The following is a 15,277-nucleotide window of genomic DNA, read 5'->3' as shown; positions in this document are numbered from 1 at the left end:
ATTCAAGGCTTCTTTTGGGAGGCGGCCTTGGGTGTGATGGATCGTTTGGTGTTGAGCGACGCGGCTTGGGAGCGCATGGCGCCGCTCATCATTGGCCGGCCCGACCAGAAAGGTTCGACCGGACGCGACAACCGGATGTTCGTGGAAGGGGTGCTCTGGATCGTTCGCACGGGCTCTCCCTGGCGTGATCTTCCGGAGGCGTTTGGGGATTGGAACAGCGTGTTCCGGCGCTTCAGTCGATGGAGCACCAAGGGTGTCTGGTTGCGGATCTTCGAGGCGATGTCCGATGATCCGGACTTCGAATATTTGATCGTCGATTCCACCATCGTCCGGGCGCATCAGCACGCCGCCGGGGCAAAAAAAGGGGGTCTGAAGATCAAGCGATCGGGCGCTCGCGCGGCGGCTTGAGCACCAAGATACATATGGCCGTTCGAGGTTTGGGATGTCCCGTGCGGTTCACCCTCACCGCAGGCCAGAAGGGCGATGCCCCGCAAGCCGCCACGTTGATCGAGGGATTGCCCGCCGAGGTCGTCATGGCCGATGCAGCCTATGACGCCGATCATTTGCGCCAGGCCATCGCAGCCAAAGGCGCGATCGCCGTCATCCCCAACAACCCCTCGCGAGCCCTCAAACATCCGCTCGACAAGCATCTCTATGCCCAGCGCCACCTCGTGGAATGCTGCTTCAGCAAGCTCAAGCAGTTCCGTCGCGTCGCAACCCGCTTCGAAAAGACCGCCCGAAATTACCGAGCCATCGTCACGCTCGCTGCAATCGTCCTATGGATGCGATAAGTGTCAACACCACCTACAGCATCTGGTCAAAACCCTATATCCGCCGCTCCGGCCCGATCCCCTTCACCACGCTCGCGATGGCGGCCGGGTCTGTTGTCCTCATAACAGCGTCGCTGGTGCGCAGCAGTTTTGCGCCGGTTGCCGATTTCGGCGCGCCGCAATGGTTCGGCGCGATCTATCTCGGCGCCTTCGGCGCCGCGCTCACCTTCTATCTCTGGGCCCTCGCGCTGGAACGGACGACGCCGACCCGGGTGGCGATCTCGGTCACCGTCAATCCGATCGCGGCATCGCTGGTCGGCGCGGCTCTGCTCGGCGAGCCGCTGAGCTGGAATCTGGTGGCCGGCATCGTCACCGTTTTTGTCGGCATCTGGATCGCGACCACCCAGCCGCCCCTGGCGCACGCGGTCGCTCCCGACATGCGCTGACCTGCGGCAACGCTCGCCAGCAAGGCCCTCAGCGAATCCGTGCTAGCCTGAGGTCCGGTCCCAGCGAACCCGAGGCGGCACGCCATTGAACATCTCCCTCTATGACATCTCCGTCTGGGTATTGCCGGTGGTCATTGCGATCACGTTTCACGAAGCCGCGCACGGCTTCGTCGCGCATCGGCTTGGCGATGACACCGCCTGGCAACTCGGCCGCGTCAGCTTCAACCCGCTGAAGCACATCGATCCGTTCGGCACGCTGATCCTGCCTGCGGTGCTGCTGTTCGCGCATTCGCCGTTCCTGTTCGGCTACGCCAAGCCGGTGCCGGTGAACTTCCGCAAGCTCAATCATCCCAAGCTCGACATGGTGTGGGTGGCGCTGGCCGGCCCGGCCACCAACATCATCCTGGCGATCGCCGCGGCGCTGGCATTCCACGCGCTGCCATTGGTGCCGGCCGATGCCGCAAAATGGACCGCGGACAACCTGAAAAACGCCTTCCTGATCAACATCGTGCTCGCGATCTTCAACATGATGCCAATCCCGCCGCTGGACGGCGGCCGGGTCGCAGTCGGGCTGTTGCCGCGGCCGCTGGCGATCCCGCTCGCCCGGCTGGAGCCCTACGGCATGCTGATCCTGATCGGGCTGTTGATCCTGCTGCCGGTGATCGGCCAGCAAATCGGCCTAAATCTTGATGTTATTTCAACGATACTGCGAACTCTGACCGGCTATGTAATCAACGCCCTTCTCCTCATTACCGGAAACACATAGCCTTGATCTGCGCACGACCCGACCGAAAAGCCGGTAGCCATTTTTCCGGGTCGCGCGTTGAGGACAGGAACGCTTCGAGGCCATGGTGATCAAAGCTGCCGATATGCTGATTGCACGACGCGCCGACACCCGCGCGCGGGCCGACTTTGCGACCTGGAAGATGATGGCCAAGCTGAACGGCGCCTCCGCCCTACCGCCTGAAGCGCAGAATTTCCTGGCCATTTACAACAAGCTGCTGGGACAGATGAGCGAAGCCGACGCCTGCGAAGCAACCATCCAGGAGATGTACCGCACCTATTATGTCGAGATGGGCGGCGCCGGCAAAGCGCCGGAGGTTCCGGCGCGCTCGCGCGAGCCTGTCGCCGACAATGGCAACGTCACGACGTTCCGCCGCCTGCCCGCCAAGAAGGCGAGCACCTCCGACCCGAACGCCAAGCGTTCGATGCCGGTGGCACTGATCTTCGCCTGCCTCGTCGTGGTCTACGTCGCGATCCGGTACTACTGGAAATAGCGCCGTCCGCGCTTCACCCTATCCGCGTTTGATGATCGACCTCCGCACGCCGCGGCATCCCGTCGCGCGTCACCGGCCGCGCAATCGCCGTGGCGTGGAATATCGCGCGCGAGCGATCACGCCAGCGCCCTAGGCGATGCGCCCGATGCCGGGCATAATGCGGAACTCAAAAAACAAAATCATACTGGAGGGAAGATGAAGCGTTCCATTGCAGCCTCGGTCACGACGGCCCTGGTCATGACCACGAGTCTTGCGTTCTGCGGCGGTGCGTCGGCGCAGACGATGGACAAGGTCGCCAAGGTCGGCGCGCTCGGCGATCAGTCCGGCCTCTATCAGGATATCGGCGGTCCCGGCTCGACGGTGGCGGCGCAGATGGCGATCGAGGATTCCGGGCTGCTGGCGAAGGGCTGGAAGATTGATCTGATTTCGGCCGATCACCAGAACAAACCCGATGTCGCGGTCAACATCGGCAAGCAGTGGATCGATGTCGAGAAGTTCGACGTGTTCGTCGATCTCGCAGCCTCCAATGTCGGGCTCGCGATTGCCAACCTTTCGAAGGAAAAGAATGTCGTCAACCTGAACTCGGGCTCCGCCTCGTCCGACCTCACGGGCGCGCAGTGTTCGCCGAACACGGTGCACTGGGTCTATGACACCTACATGCTCGCCAACGGCACCGGCAAGGCGCTGGTGAAGTCCGGCGGCGACACCTGGTTCTTCCTCACCGCGGACTATGCGTTCGGCCAGGCGCTCGAGCGCGACACCTCGGCGGTGGTCACCGCGAATGGCGGCAAGGTGCTCGGCAGCGTCAAGCATCCGCTCAACAATGCCGACTTCTCGTCCTTCCTGCTGCAGGCGCAAAGCTCGAAGGCCAAGATCGTCGGGCTCGCCAATGCGGGCGGCGACACCACCAACGCGATCAAGCAGGCCGCGGAATTCGGCATCGTCTCGGGCGGCCAGCGGCTTGCCGGCATGCTGCTGTTCATCACCGACATCAACGCGCTCGGCCTCAACGTCGCGCAGGGGCTGAACTTCACCGAGACGTTCTACTGGGACATGAACGACCAGACCCGTGCTTTCTCCAAGCGCTTCATGGAGCGCTTCAAGAAGAACCCGCCGACCATGGTGCAGGCCGGCGTCTATTCGTCGCTGATCCACTATTTCAAGGCGCTGGAAGCGCTCGGCGGCAATCCGCATGACGGCCGCGCCGTGGTCGCCAAGATGAAGGAGCTACCGACCGACGATCCCCTGTTCGGCAAGGGTTCGATCCGCGTCGACGGCCGCAAGATCCACCCCGCCTATCTGTTCGAGGTGAAGAAGCCGTCCGAGTCGAAATATCCGTGGGACTATTACAAGCTGGTCGCCACCATCCCCGCGGACGAAGCCTGGCTGCCGCTCGAGAAGAGCGTCTGCCCGCTGGTGAAGAAGAGCTGAGGCAACGTCATTTCGGGCCGCGTGAAACGACGAACCCGGAATTGAGCAGCGGCACATTCAATGGATAAATGGATTCCGGGTTCGCGACGTGTCGCGCCCCGGAATGACGCCAGGGTCTAATCGCAGCCGGCGGCGGCTCGCTACTTCTTCGGCTTGTTGTAGTTGACGTCGAGGCTGAAGGAGAATTGATCGTCGGTCAGGTCGGCCGGCGGCGCCGGGACCGGATCGGACCGGTGGACCATCGAGATCGCCGCGTCGTCAAAGGCGGCATCTCCGGACGATTCCAGCACGGCAACCGACAACACCTTGCCGAGGCGATTCAGCACAAGTGCGACCTTCACCTTGGCTGCCTTGACCTTGCCGTTCTCGGGGAATTTCTTGTGCAGGTCGAGATAGGCGCTGATCTTCTTGCCCCATTTGGCGGTCAGCAGCAGCTTGTCCTTGCCGATGCCGGGATTGGGCGCCTTGGTCGTCTCCGACTGACGGGCGTCCTCCAGCTTGGTGGGCGCGGCCAACTCCGAGGCTTGCTGCGCTTCCTGCGCATTGGTCTCGACCTTGGCGACCTTGGCCTCCTCCTCCTTCTGCTTCTTGGCCGTATCCTCCGTCACGATGCGATCGGGGTCGTCGGACTCCACAGGCCTTTCCTGAGGCAGGTCGGTGTCCTTCACCTCGGCCTTCTGCTGCGCCATTTCCTGCACGGCCTGCTGCTCGTCAGCCGGCGCGCCGGGCGGTGCAGCATCGTCGGGCACATCCGCCGAGGCAAGCTCGACGGCATATTCCGCGCCAGCGGCGCCGAGACCCTCATCGCCGTCGTCGCCGCGCAAATTGGTCAGCGCCAGCGCGGCACCGCCCAGATGCAGCCCGACCGCCGTCACGGCAGCGATCACCCAGAGCCGCTTCGAGGTCCGCAGGTCGAGATCGGGGTTGGTGGACATCGCGTTCGCCGTCAGGGTTTGGCAGAATCAGCCGGCGCGGCCGCGGGCGCTCCTGGAACGCCCTCGAGCGCGACCAGCTTCACGTGCGTGTAGCCGCCGGCACGCAGCAGCTCCATCACGCCCATCAGTTCGCCATAGGGTACCATCCGATCGGCCCGCACGAACACGTATTTGTCCCGGCTCATGTCGGGCACGGCATCCAGCGAATTGACCAGGTCGACGCGCTTCACCGCGTTCTCCCCGATCGCCAGCGTGAGATCCGGCTTGATGCTGACATAGGTCGGCTTGTCCGGCTTCTTCTGCGGCGTCGCGCTGGAGGTCGGCAGATCGATCGGAAGATCGACGGTCGAGAGCGGTGCCGCCACCATGAAGATGATCAGCAGCACCAGCATGACGTCGATGAACGGCGTGACGTTGATCTCGTGGGATTCCGCGAAATCGTCGTCGCCATCGTTCTCGGAGATCGAGACTGCCATCGCCTACTCCGCCGCCGCGGCGCGCGCATGCGCGTTGCGCGGAACGTCGCCATGGGTGCGATCGAGGTCGCGCGACAACAGCCGTCCCGCGGCGCCCGAGGCGCGATTGACGAGCTCGAGGTAGACCTTCGTGACGCGCGAGAAATGGTTGTAGATGATGACCGCGGGGATCGCCGCGACGAGGCCGATCGCGGTCGCGAGCAGCGCTTCCGCGATGCCCGGCGCCACCACGGCAAGATTGGTGGTCTGCGACTTCGAAATGCCGATGAAGCTGTTCATGATGCCCCAGACCGTGCCGAACAGGCCGACGAAGGGCGACGTCGCGCCGATGGTCGCGAGCAGGCCCATGCCGATGCGGATCTTGCGGGCTTCGGCGCGCACGATCTCGGCGAAGCTCGACGCCGCGCGCTCCTTGATGCCGCTGTCGCTCGAGATGCCCGCCGACAGGCGCCCCTCGCGCATCGCAGCAGCGATGAACGACGACAGCACGCTGCCCTTGGCGCCGAGCGCGAACTGCGCTTCGGCCAGCGAGCGCGATTCAGCGATCTTGGCCAGTGCGCCGCGCAGCTTGCGCTGCGCTACCGTCAGCTCGACCATCTTGGCGATGAACACCGTCCAGGTCACGAGCGAGGCGAAAGCGAGACCGAGCATCACCGCCTTCACGATGATGTCGGCGTTCAAGAACATATTCCACGGCGACAATTCGTGCAGGCCGGTCGAGGTCGACTTCAGCGACTTGCTGTCGCCGCTCGCGGGCGCAGCCAGGGACGCCTCGTTCGCCGTCGGTGCCGGAGCGGCCGCGGCAGGGGCCGGCGCGGCCTGGGCCTGCGGTGCCGCTTGTGCCGGCTGGGCGGCCATCGGCGCGGTTTGGGCAGTCGGCGCAGGCTGGGCTGCCGCCGGCTGGGCCGCGGGTGCGGGCTGAGGCCGGGTCACGGGTGCGGGCTGCGCTACAGGCGCCGTTTGCTGCTGCGCCGAAGACGGCGCGGCCAGCATCAGCATCGCCAGCGAGGCGATCATGGCAGACGCAGCGGGGAACTTGAATGTCATCATCAGTTACACTTCGGCCCAGTGACGGATCAGGTTGTGATAAATCCCGGTCAATTTGACCGTTTCGGGGTCATCGCGCCCCAGCCGCTCCACCAGAGCCTGGATCGCGGTATCGAGATCAAAGATCAGGCTGCGCGCGTGTGCATCCCGTACCATGCTCTGCAGCCAGAAAAAAGACGCTACCCGGGTCCCCCGCGTGACCGGCGTGACCAGATGCAAACTGGAAGCAGGATAAACCACGAGATCGCCCGCCGGCAGCTTGATTTCATGGGATCCGTAGAGGTCTTCGATGACGAGCTCGCCGCCGTCGTAGTCCTCCGGCTCCGATAAAAACAGCGTGACCGAGAGGTCGGTGCGGATCCTCATGCCCGTCAGCCTGTCGCCGCGCACCGCATTGTCGACGTGCAGGCCGAAATGGTGCCCGTCGCTGGCGGCATAGCGATTGAACAAGGGTGGAAAGATTCTAAGCGGGATCGCCGCCGAGATGAAGCGCGGGCTCGCCGACAGCGCCGACAGGATGCGGTTGCCGAGCTGCCGCGCGACCTCGCTATCGGGCGGCAGCTGCTCGTTGCGCTTGACCATCGCGGACGCGGCGCCGGCGGTCGAGCGACCGTCCTCCCATTCGGCTTGCGCCATGATGCGGCGGAAGTCCGCCACATCAGCCTTGCTCAATACGTTGGGAACACAGACCAGCATCTGTCGCCGCGAAGCCTCCGTCAGTAACGCGCAGAAACAACCAGATACGCGGCGCGTCCCGGCGCTTCGAGCACGAACGGCGCCGCGCTCTGGTACAGCGCGTCGTAGTAGCGCTTGTCGAAGATGTTGTTGACGAACAGCTTCATCGTCCAGTGCTTGTCGATCTTTGCTTCGGCAAAGGCGTCGAAGCGCCAGTAGCTCGGGATCGAGGTGCCCTGGTTGGCCGCGAGCAGCGTGCCGCCATAGACCTTCGAGCGATACACCGCCTGCCCGCCAAGCTCCCACATGTCGGTGAGCTGGTACTTGGTCAGCATGCTGAACGACTGATGCGCAACGTTGGCGAGCGGCAGTCCGACATTGCTGGAGTACAGGATGGTGTTGGCCGGCGGCGCGAGCGACCTCGTCACTGCCGACTGCATCAGCACGAGACCGCCGAACACGCTCCATTTGTCGGTGATCTTGCCGCCGACGCCGAGATCGATGCCGCGGATGCGGTAGGCCGCGCCCGCGGTGATGCAGGAGATATTGCCGGTCGTCCCGGTCGGATAGGAGCAGCCGAGCGCCGCGGCCGCGGCCGCGTTGTTCACGTTCTGCGATTCACGCGCATTTTCCTTCTCGGTCTGGAACAGCGCCGCCGTCACCAGCAGATGACGATCGAACAATTCCCACTTGGTGCCGACTTCGATCGCCTTGTTCTTTTCCGGCCCGAAGATCTGGGTATTGCCGCCGTTCAGCACCGGAGACAGGCCGCCATACGCCGTGCTGGTGCCGTCGAACTCGGCGCCGACAGGGTTCGACGAGGTTGCATAGGCCGCATAGACGCTGCCGTTCGGCAACGGCTTCAACGTGAGGCCGAGATTGAAGTTCGGCATCCCGAAGTCGGCCGACTGACTGCCGAATGTGGTCCTGTTGCCCGACGTCAGATATCCCGACGTGTTGATCTTGTAGTCGTCGTAGCGGATGCCACCATTGAGGATCACGAAGTCATTGTAGTTCGCGGTATCCATGATGTAGCCGCTGGTGGTGTCGATCCCGATCTTGGTCGGCATCCCGGACAGCCCCGACGGAATCGGGAATGGAATGTTGGTGTATTGCGGATTGAACACGCTGACGCCGGAGAGCGATCCGCTTCCCGTGAAAGCCGATGTGCCGGTCGTTATTTCCGAGCTCAGCCCAAGATATCTGTCGATCGAGGACCGCTCGTTGTCGTATTCGACGCCGGCCGTCGTCGTGTGCTTGAAGCCGAGGCCGTCGACCGACTTGTAGGTCGCTTCGGTCTGGTTGGCGAACACGTCTGTGACCTGGTAGCGGCTTTGCGGATTGGCGCTCAGCGTATACGCCGTGAACGGAGCGCCCGCGGCCAGCGTCGGCGCTTTCGGCAGCGTGCCGATGTAGTTTTGGGTCGAGCGCGATTCCCGGATCTTGTTGCTGACCACGAGGTCCGGCGTGATCTGCACCTCGGCGTTGATGGTGCCGATGTCCTGCCCGGTCCTGAAGAAGTCGCGGTTGACGAAACCATACCAATTGTTGCGGTTGACGCCAAAATCCGGGAACGGGCCGCCGGCCGTGCTCGCGGTGCTCGGTCGATAATAAGGCACGCCGAAATCCGGGAGTCCGGTCAGCTCGGTGTGGATGTAGTTTCCGGTGATCTTCACCGCGTCGACCGGCTTCCACGTGCCGGCGACGAACGCGCCGTTGCGGTCGTCGGTGACGTAGCTGCGGCCGGCGACGCCGGCATCCTGGAACAGGCCGCCGGCGCGGATCGCCAGCGTCGGGCTGATCACCTGGTTGACGTCGAGCGTCACGCGCTTGGTGCGATCGGTGCCGAACGTGGTGTCCATGTTGTAGAAGCTGTTCTGCGTCGTCGCCTGTTTGGTGACGATGTTGATCGCGCCGCCGGTGGTGCCGCGGCCTGCAAAGGACGAGCCGGGGCCACGCAGGATCTCGACCTGCTCGGTGAAGAAGTTCTCGCGGACGCTGACGCCGGAGTCGCGCACTCCGTCGATGAAGATGTCGTTGCGCGCGTCGAAGCCGCGGATGAAGAAGCGGTCGCCGAAGGCATTGCCGCCCTCGCCCGTGCCGAGCGTGACGCCGGCCGTCGACAGGATCGCCGACTTCAGCGAGGTGGCGTTCTTGTCTTCGAGCACGTCCTTAGTCAGCACCGTGACCGATTTCGGCGTGTTCAGGATCGGCTCGGGATATTTCCCTGAGGCCTGCAGACGGTCGCCCTTGTATGGAGCGGCTGGATCCGCATAGGGATCGCGGTCGGCGGGAAGACCGCCGGCGTTGGGGAACGGCACCGGCGCCTGCTGTGCCTGCTGGTTGTTGCGGCGCGCGGCGCGGCGCAGCGCATTGCGGGCGCGGACCTGGTCCGCCGTGGGCTTTGACGTCACGGGCCGCGGGCGAGCGACCGGGGCATCGACATTCACCGGCGGCAGGTTGGATTGCTGCGCTTCGGCCCCCGAAAACGACGCCACCGCGATCAGGCTCGCGACTGCGGAGACCTTCGTGGCGGAATAACCGGTATCATCAGCCGAACCGATCGCTGCATCGAAGCGCAGCGATCTCGGCGCCTTCACATTGCTCATGTCTTGCTTGCTCCAGAAAAGTCAGCCCGTCGCGAAATGAAGCTGCGACGAACTGTCTCTTTCGGTTATCAAGCGTGACTTTTTTTATCAATGCGCCGAGCGCAACAGTTGGCTTGAATCGCCCCAATTCAAAGCGATTCTAATCTGCTGTTTGAAATCGTTCTAAACTGTAGTTTTTAAGCGTTCTAATAATCGTTCTAAATCGGTGTCGCCCGTCATTGACCGCCGCTTGCAAGCGCATGCGTCCCCGATCACTCGGCGCTTGGTGGCTTCATCAGCGAAAACAGCTCGTCGATCGTCCGCTGCGCGACCTGCCGCACGCGGTCGCTGTTCTCGAGGCCGGCGATGTTGACCCCGTTGACGACTGCTTTGATCTCGTCGCGGAAGTCGGTGAGAAAGCGCAGCGGGTCCCGCTGCTCGTTGGCGACGCGCGCGATCAATCCGGTGAGCAGGATCTGGCATGCCATCATGCGCCCGTTCAACTCATCCATCGCGGCCCTCATCCTCTCGCATCGTCGCTGCGCGATATGAACGACATCCCGCGACGATTCAACCGGCTCGCGCACGCTGCAACGGGTGAATGGATGGAGCGAAGGAATCTGCACACGATGAGATGCGCTATTTCGCGGCGATGCGCTCCGCCTCCTCGCCGAGCGCCTTGATGCGATCCTTGACCTCGCGAAGCGTGGAGAGGCCGCTTTCGACATGCTTGTCCGAGACGTCGCGCAACACGTCGCCGGCGATCGCGTCGCGCAGACTGTCGAGGTCGTCGACGAGACGGCGCCCGCTCCTGGTCAGGAACAGGCGATTGGCACGGCGATCCCTGGGATCGGGACGCCGTTCGAGCAGGCCATGCTCGACGAGGCGGTCGAGCAGCCGCACCAGCGAGATCGGCTGCAATTCGAGGACGTCGGCGAGATCGACCTGGGACAGCCCCTCCTGCTCGCGCAGGCGGAAGAGCACGATCCATTGCGCACGCGTGGTGCCTCGCGCCTTGGCGCGATGATCGATATAATTGCGCAGCAGCCGGGAACTCTCGACGAGCTGCGCGATAAACTGGCGTTTGAGATCGAGCGACATAGGGGTCCTCGGTGCGTTTCCCAGACGAAATGTTTCTGCTCGTTTCTGACCTAAACCTTTCCAAATGTTTAGGATTCTCAAGCCTTGGTGTGTTTACACATTAAGTGCACGCATATTATATCCGCAAGCTCTGTGAACCGTTTCGATCACCCTTTATTGTTACGTCGAACCCAAGAGTCCGCATGTCAAAGTCACGCACCATCGGTTGGGTTTTGGTGATCGCTGCGGTCGGCGCCGCCGGTTATTTCGGCTGGCAGAAACACACGAGCAACCAGCAGGCGATCGAAGCCGCGCAGAAGCGCTCCGCCCAACGCCCGGCCGTTCCGGTCAAGATCTCGCCGGTCGAGAAAGCCGACTTCCCGGTCTATCTCACCGGCCTCGGCACCGTGCAGGCGTTCAACACGGTCCAGGTCCGCACCCGGGTCGACGGCCAGATCACCAGGATCGCTTTCAAGGAAGGCCAGTTCGTCAAGGCCGGGGACACGCTGGTCGAGATCGACCCGCGGCCCTATCAGGCGACGCTCGACCAGGCCAAGGCCAAGAAGGCGCAGGACGAAGCCAATCTCGCCAACGCCAATCTCGACCTGCAGCGTTACACCAAGCTCGGCGAGTTCGCGACGCGCCAGCAGCTCGACACCCAGCGCTCCACGGTGGCGCAGCTGACCGCCCAGATCTCGGCTGACGAGGCCGCCATCTTCAATGCCCAGACCCAGGTGGACTACACCACCGTCAAATCACCGATCGACGGCATTGTCGGCCTCCGACTGGTCGATATCGGCAACATCGTCAACGCCTCGGCCCAGACCGGCATTGTCACGATCACCCAGATCGAACCGATCACTGTGATCTTCACCGCGCCGGAAGACCAGCTACCCGATATCAAGGCGGCGCTGGCCGTGGCGCCGCCCAAGACCATTGCCCTGACCACCGACGGCAAGCGGGTGCTATCCACGGGAACCCTGGCGCTGATCAACAATCAGGTCGACACGTCAAGCGGGACTGTCCGGCTGAAGGCGGTGTTTGATAACAAGGACCACGCGCTGTGGCCGGGCCAGTCGGTCTCGACCCGCCTTCTGGTCAGAACCTTGAAGGATGCCACCGTCGTCCCCGATGACGCGGTGCAGCATGGCACCGATGGCCTCTACGCGTATTCAGTCAATCAGGAGAACAAGGCCGAGCTTCGCAAGATCAAGGTCAGCCAGTCGATCGACGGCAAGTCGGTGATCGACGAGGGCCTGTCGCCCGGACAGCAGGTGATCACCGCGGGCCAGTACAAGGTCTCGCCGGGAACCCAGGTGACAACGGCGGTGGCGAGCTCGGATCCGTCCCAGTCGAAGGTTGCGCAGGAATGAGCGTCGGCGCCGGAATTTCCGCACCATTCATTCGTTTCCCCATCGGCACCTCGCTGCTGATGGCGGGCATCCTGTTCGTCGGTCTCGTCGCCTATCCCCTGCTGCCGGTCGCGCCGCTGCCGCAGGTCGACTTCCCCACCATCCAGATCACCGCGACCTTGCCCGGCGCCAGCCCGGAAACGATGGCGACCTCGGTCGCCCAGCCGCTGGAACGCCAGTTCGCGCAAATCCCCGGCATCGCGCAGATGACCTCGACGAGCTATCTCGGCACGGCGGCGGTCACCATCCAGTTCGACCTCAACCGCAGCATCGACGGCGCCGCCAATGACGTGCAGGCCGCCATCAACGCGGCAAGCGGCCAGCTGCCGAAAACCCTTCCCTCGCCGCCGACCTACCGCAAGGTCAACCCGGCGGACTCGCCGATCATGCTGCTGTCGGCGACATCGGACACGCTGCCGCTGACGACGGTCAGCGATGCCGTCGACGCCCAGCTGGCGCAGCAGATCAGCCAGATCTCGGGCGTTGCGCAGGTCATCATCGGCGGCCAGCAGAAGCCGTCGGTTCGCGTCCAGATCGACCCGGCCAAGCTCGTCGCCAAGGGCCTGTCGCTGGAGGACGTCCGCGCCGCGATCAACATCGCCACTGTCGACAGCCCGAAGGGCAATATCGACGGCGCCACCCGCGCCTATACCATCTACGCCAACGACCAGCTGCTGACGGCGAGCCCGTGGAACGACGTCATCATCGCCTACCGCAATGGCGGGCCGCTGCGGATCCGTGACATCGGCCAGGCCGTCACCGGGCCCGAGGACGCCAAGCAGGCCGCCTGGGCCAACGGCAAGCGCGGCGTATTCCTCGTCATCTTCAAGCAGCCCGGCGCCAACGTCATCGACACCGTCGACAAGATCAAGGCGACGCTGCCCCGGCTGGTCGCCGCGATCCCGCCGGCGATCAAGATCGACGTCATCAGCGACCGCACCACCACGATCCGCGCGGCGGTCGAGGACGTCCAGTTCACCCTGCTGTTGACCATCTTCCTGGTCGTGATGGTGATCTTCGTCTTCCTGCGCAGTTTCTGGGCGACCGTGATCCCGACAGTCACGGTGCCATTGGCGCTGCTCGGCGCCAGCGCGCTGATGTGGGTGTTCGGCTACACGCTCGACAATCTGTCGCTGATGGCACTGACGATTGCGGTCGGCTTCGTGGTCGACGACGCCATCGTGATGCTGGAGAACATCAGCCGCTACATCGAAGAGGGCGAGAAGCCGATGGCTGCCGCCTTCAAGGGCTCGCAGGAAATCGGCTTCACCATCGTTTCGATCAGCATCTCGCTGGTCGCGGTGCTGATCCCGCTGCTCCTGATGGGCGGCATCATCGGCCGCCTGTTCCGCGAATTCGCGGTCGTGCTGGCGATGACCATCTTCGTCTCGATGTTCGTGTCGCTGACGCTGACCCCGATGATGGCCTCGCGCTTCCTGCGCGCCCACAATGACGAGAAACACGGCCGCTTCTACCAGCTCAGCGAGCGCGGCTTCGACGCCATGCTGCGCGGCTATCAGAGCGTGCTCGACCTCGCCTTGCGCTGGAAGTTCACGACGCTGATGATCTTCTTCGGGACGCTGGCGCTGTCGGTCTACCTGTTCGTCATCATCCCGAAGGGCTTCTTCCCGCAGCAGGATGTCGGCCTGATCACCGCGACCTCGGAAGCCAACCAGGACATCTCCTTCGCCGACATGAAGCGGAAGCAGGAGGAACTCGGCAAGATCGTGCAGCAGGATCCCGCGGTGGCGACGGTGGCAATGGCGATCGGCGGCAGCGGCCGCGCCGGCAATAACGGCGCGATGTACATCACGCTGAAGCCGCTGAAGGATCGCGACGCCAACGCGCAGCAGGTCATCGCCCGGCTGCGGCCGAAGCTGGAGAAGGTCGAGGGTGCCCGGCTGTTCATGCAGGCGGCGCAGGACGTCCGCCTCGGCGGCCGCCCGACCCGCACCCAGTTCGAATTCACGCTGCAGGATGCCAACCTCGCCGAATTGAACGAATGGGCGCCGAAGATTCTCGGCAAGATGCAGACGCTGCCGCAGCTGCGCGACGTCGCCACCGACCAGCAGACCAACGGCACCACGCTCGAATTGAAGATCAACCGCGACACCGCCTCGCGCTACGGCATCCAGCCGCAGCTGATCGACGACACGCTCTATGATGCGTTCGGCCAGCGCCAGGTGACGCAGTACTTCACCCAGCTCAACAGCTACCACGTGATCCTCGAGGTATTGCCGGAGCTGCAGGGCGCGATCGACACACTGAACAAGATCTACATCAAGTCACCGCTGACCGGCGAACAGGTGCCGATCTCGACCTTCGCGACCTGGACCAGCGTGCCGGTACGGCCGCTCTCGATCAGCCACCAGGGCCAGTTCCCGGCGATCACGATCTCGTTCAACCTGGCGCAGGGTGTCGCGCTTGGCCAGGCGACGGAAGCGGTGCAGAAGGCGATGGTCGACCTCGGCGCGCCGCCGACACTGAGCTCGAGCTTCCAGGGCACCGCGCAGGCGTTCCAGCAATCGCTGTCGACCGTGCCGCTGTTGATCCTCGCGGCGCTCGTGGTCGTCTACCTGATCCTCGGCATCCTCTACGAGAGCTACATCCACCCGATCACGATTCTGTCGACGCTGCCGTCGGCCGGCGTCGGCGCGCTCGCGATCCTGATGGCGGCCGGCTTCGACTTCTCGCTGATCGCGCTGATCGGCATCATCCTTCTGATCGGCATCGTGAAGAAGAACGGCATCATGATGGTCGATTTCGCGATCGCGGCCGAGCGCGACCAGCACATGGAGCCTGTGGCGGCGATCCGCCAGGCCGCCCTGCTCCGCTTCCGCCCGATCATGATGACCACGATGGCCGCCTTGCTCGGCGGCGTGCCGCTGATGTTAGGGACCGGCACCGGCTCGGAAATCCGCCAGCCGCTCGGCTACGCCATGGTCGGCGGCCTGATCGTTAGCCAGGCGCTGACGCTGTTCACGACGCCGGTCGTCTATCTCTATCTCGACAGGCTCTCGAATGCGTTTGCGAACTGGGGCCGCTCGCCGCGCGCCGACCACGACGCTGACGACGGCGAGCATGGATCGGTCAAGGAGGCCGCCGAGTGACTTGACTTTGCCGGCATCCCGGCACATCCG

General features: G+C 63.7%; 13 protein-coding genes and 1 pseudogene. 7 read left to right on the top strand and 7 right to left on the bottom strand.

Annotated features, from left to right (window positions below; translation table 11 throughout):
- The first annotated feature begins 27 nt into the window (after positions 1-27).
- From ACVWY5_RS13685 to ACVWY5_RS13665, 5 genes and pseudogenes are all read left to right on the top strand, one after another.
- A pseudogene (locus ACVWY5_RS13685) lies at positions 28-791 on the top strand (IS5 family transposase).
- A complete protein-coding gene (locus ACVWY5_RS13680; RefSeq protein WP_321176812.1) occupies positions 779-1,216 on the top strand; it encodes a DMT family transporter in 438 nt (145 codons plus the stop codon). Before ACVWY5_RS13685 ends, ACVWY5_RS13680 begins: the two are co-directional and overlap by 13 nt.
- Positions 1,217-1,301: 85 nt before the next feature.
- Positions 1,302-1,982, top strand: a complete 681-nt coding sequence (locus tag ACVWY5_RS13675; RefSeq protein ID WP_028334324.1) for a site-2 protease family protein — start codon at positions 1,302-1,304, stop codon at positions 1,980-1,982.
- A 103-nt stretch (positions 1,983-2,085) separates the two neighbouring features.
- Positions 2,086-2,493: a hypothetical protein gene (locus tag ACVWY5_RS13670; RefSeq protein ID WP_028334323.1), complete on the top strand. Its 408-nt coding sequence runs from the start codon at positions 2,086-2,088 to the stop codon at positions 2,491-2,493.
- A 195-nt stretch (positions 2,494-2,688) separates the two neighbouring features.
- Complete coding sequence (locus tag ACVWY5_RS13665; protein ID WP_028334322.1) at positions 2,689-3,924, top strand: ABC transporter substrate-binding protein; 1,236 nt, start codon at positions 2,689-2,691, stop codon at positions 3,922-3,924.
- A gap of 140 nt (positions 3,925-4,064) precedes the next feature.
- On the opposite strand, the gene ACVWY5_RS13660 is transcribed toward ACVWY5_RS13665, so the two are convergent.
- The 7 genes from ACVWY5_RS13660 to ACVWY5_RS13630 form a co-directional block, all read right to left on the bottom strand.
- Positions 4,065-4,859 carry an energy transducer TonB family protein gene (locus ACVWY5_RS13660; protein ID WP_028334321.1) on the bottom strand — a complete coding sequence of 265 codons (795 nt, stop codon included), beginning with the start codon at positions 4,857-4,859 and terminating at the stop codon, positions 4,065-4,067.
- Between the two features lie 11 nt (positions 4,860-4,870).
- Positions 4,871-5,335, bottom strand: a complete 465-nt coding sequence (exbD, locus tag ACVWY5_RS13655) for a TonB system transport protein ExbD (RefSeq protein WP_028334320.1) — start codon at positions 5,333-5,335, stop codon at positions 4,871-4,873.
- Positions 5,336-5,338: 3 nt separating this feature from the next.
- Positions 5,339-6,385, bottom strand: a complete 1,047-nt coding sequence (gene exbB / locus ACVWY5_RS13650; protein WP_051376159.1) for a tonB-system energizer ExbB — start codon at positions 6,383-6,385, stop codon at positions 5,339-5,341.
- 3 nt (positions 6,386-6,388) lie between these two features.
- Positions 6,389-7,078 carry a Fe2+-dependent dioxygenase gene (locus ACVWY5_RS13645; RefSeq protein ID WP_028334318.1) on the bottom strand — a complete coding sequence of 230 codons (690 nt, stop codon included), beginning with the start codon at positions 7,076-7,078 and terminating at the stop codon, positions 6,389-6,391.
- 20 nt (positions 7,079-7,098) lie between these two features.
- The gene (locus tag ACVWY5_RS13640; RefSeq protein ID WP_456671673.1) at positions 7,099-9,666 is read right to left on the bottom strand and encodes a TonB-dependent receptor; all 2,568 of its coding nucleotides are present in this window, start codon (positions 9,664-9,666) and stop codon (positions 7,099-7,101) included.
- A gap of 251 nt (positions 9,667-9,917) precedes the next feature.
- Positions 9,918-10,157, bottom strand: coding sequence for a hypothetical protein (locus ACVWY5_RS13635; protein WP_028334316.1), 240 nt, complete (start codon positions 10,155-10,157; stop codon positions 9,918-9,920).
- A gap of 127 nt (positions 10,158-10,284) precedes the next feature.
- The gene (locus ACVWY5_RS13630) at positions 10,285-10,746 is read right to left on the bottom strand and encodes a MarR family winged helix-turn-helix transcriptional regulator (protein WP_028334315.1); all 462 of its coding nucleotides are present in this window, start codon (positions 10,744-10,746) and stop codon (positions 10,285-10,287) included.
- Between the two features lie 182 nt (positions 10,747-10,928).
- Between ACVWY5_RS13630 and ACVWY5_RS13625 the strand changes: the two genes are divergently transcribed.
- Together ACVWY5_RS13625 and ACVWY5_RS13620 are read left to right on the top strand one after the other, a co-directional pair.
- The gene (locus ACVWY5_RS13625; RefSeq protein ID WP_028334314.1) at positions 10,929-12,098 is read left to right on the top strand and encodes an efflux RND transporter periplasmic adaptor subunit; all 1,170 of its coding nucleotides are present in this window, start codon (positions 10,929-10,931) and stop codon (positions 12,096-12,098) included.
- A complete protein-coding gene (locus ACVWY5_RS13620; RefSeq protein WP_028334313.1) occupies positions 12,095-15,247 on the top strand; it encodes an efflux RND transporter permease subunit in 3,153 nt (1,050 codons plus the stop codon). The genes ACVWY5_RS13625 and ACVWY5_RS13620 overlap by 4 nt, the downstream gene beginning before the upstream one ends.
- The last annotated feature ends 30 nt before the right edge of the window (positions 15,248-15,277 follow it).

The organism is Bradyrhizobium sp. USDA 3256 (genome assembly GCF_054058275.1).
The sequence above is the reverse complement of the archived record's forward strand: the minus strand, read 5'-3'. Positions and strand labels throughout refer to the sequence as shown.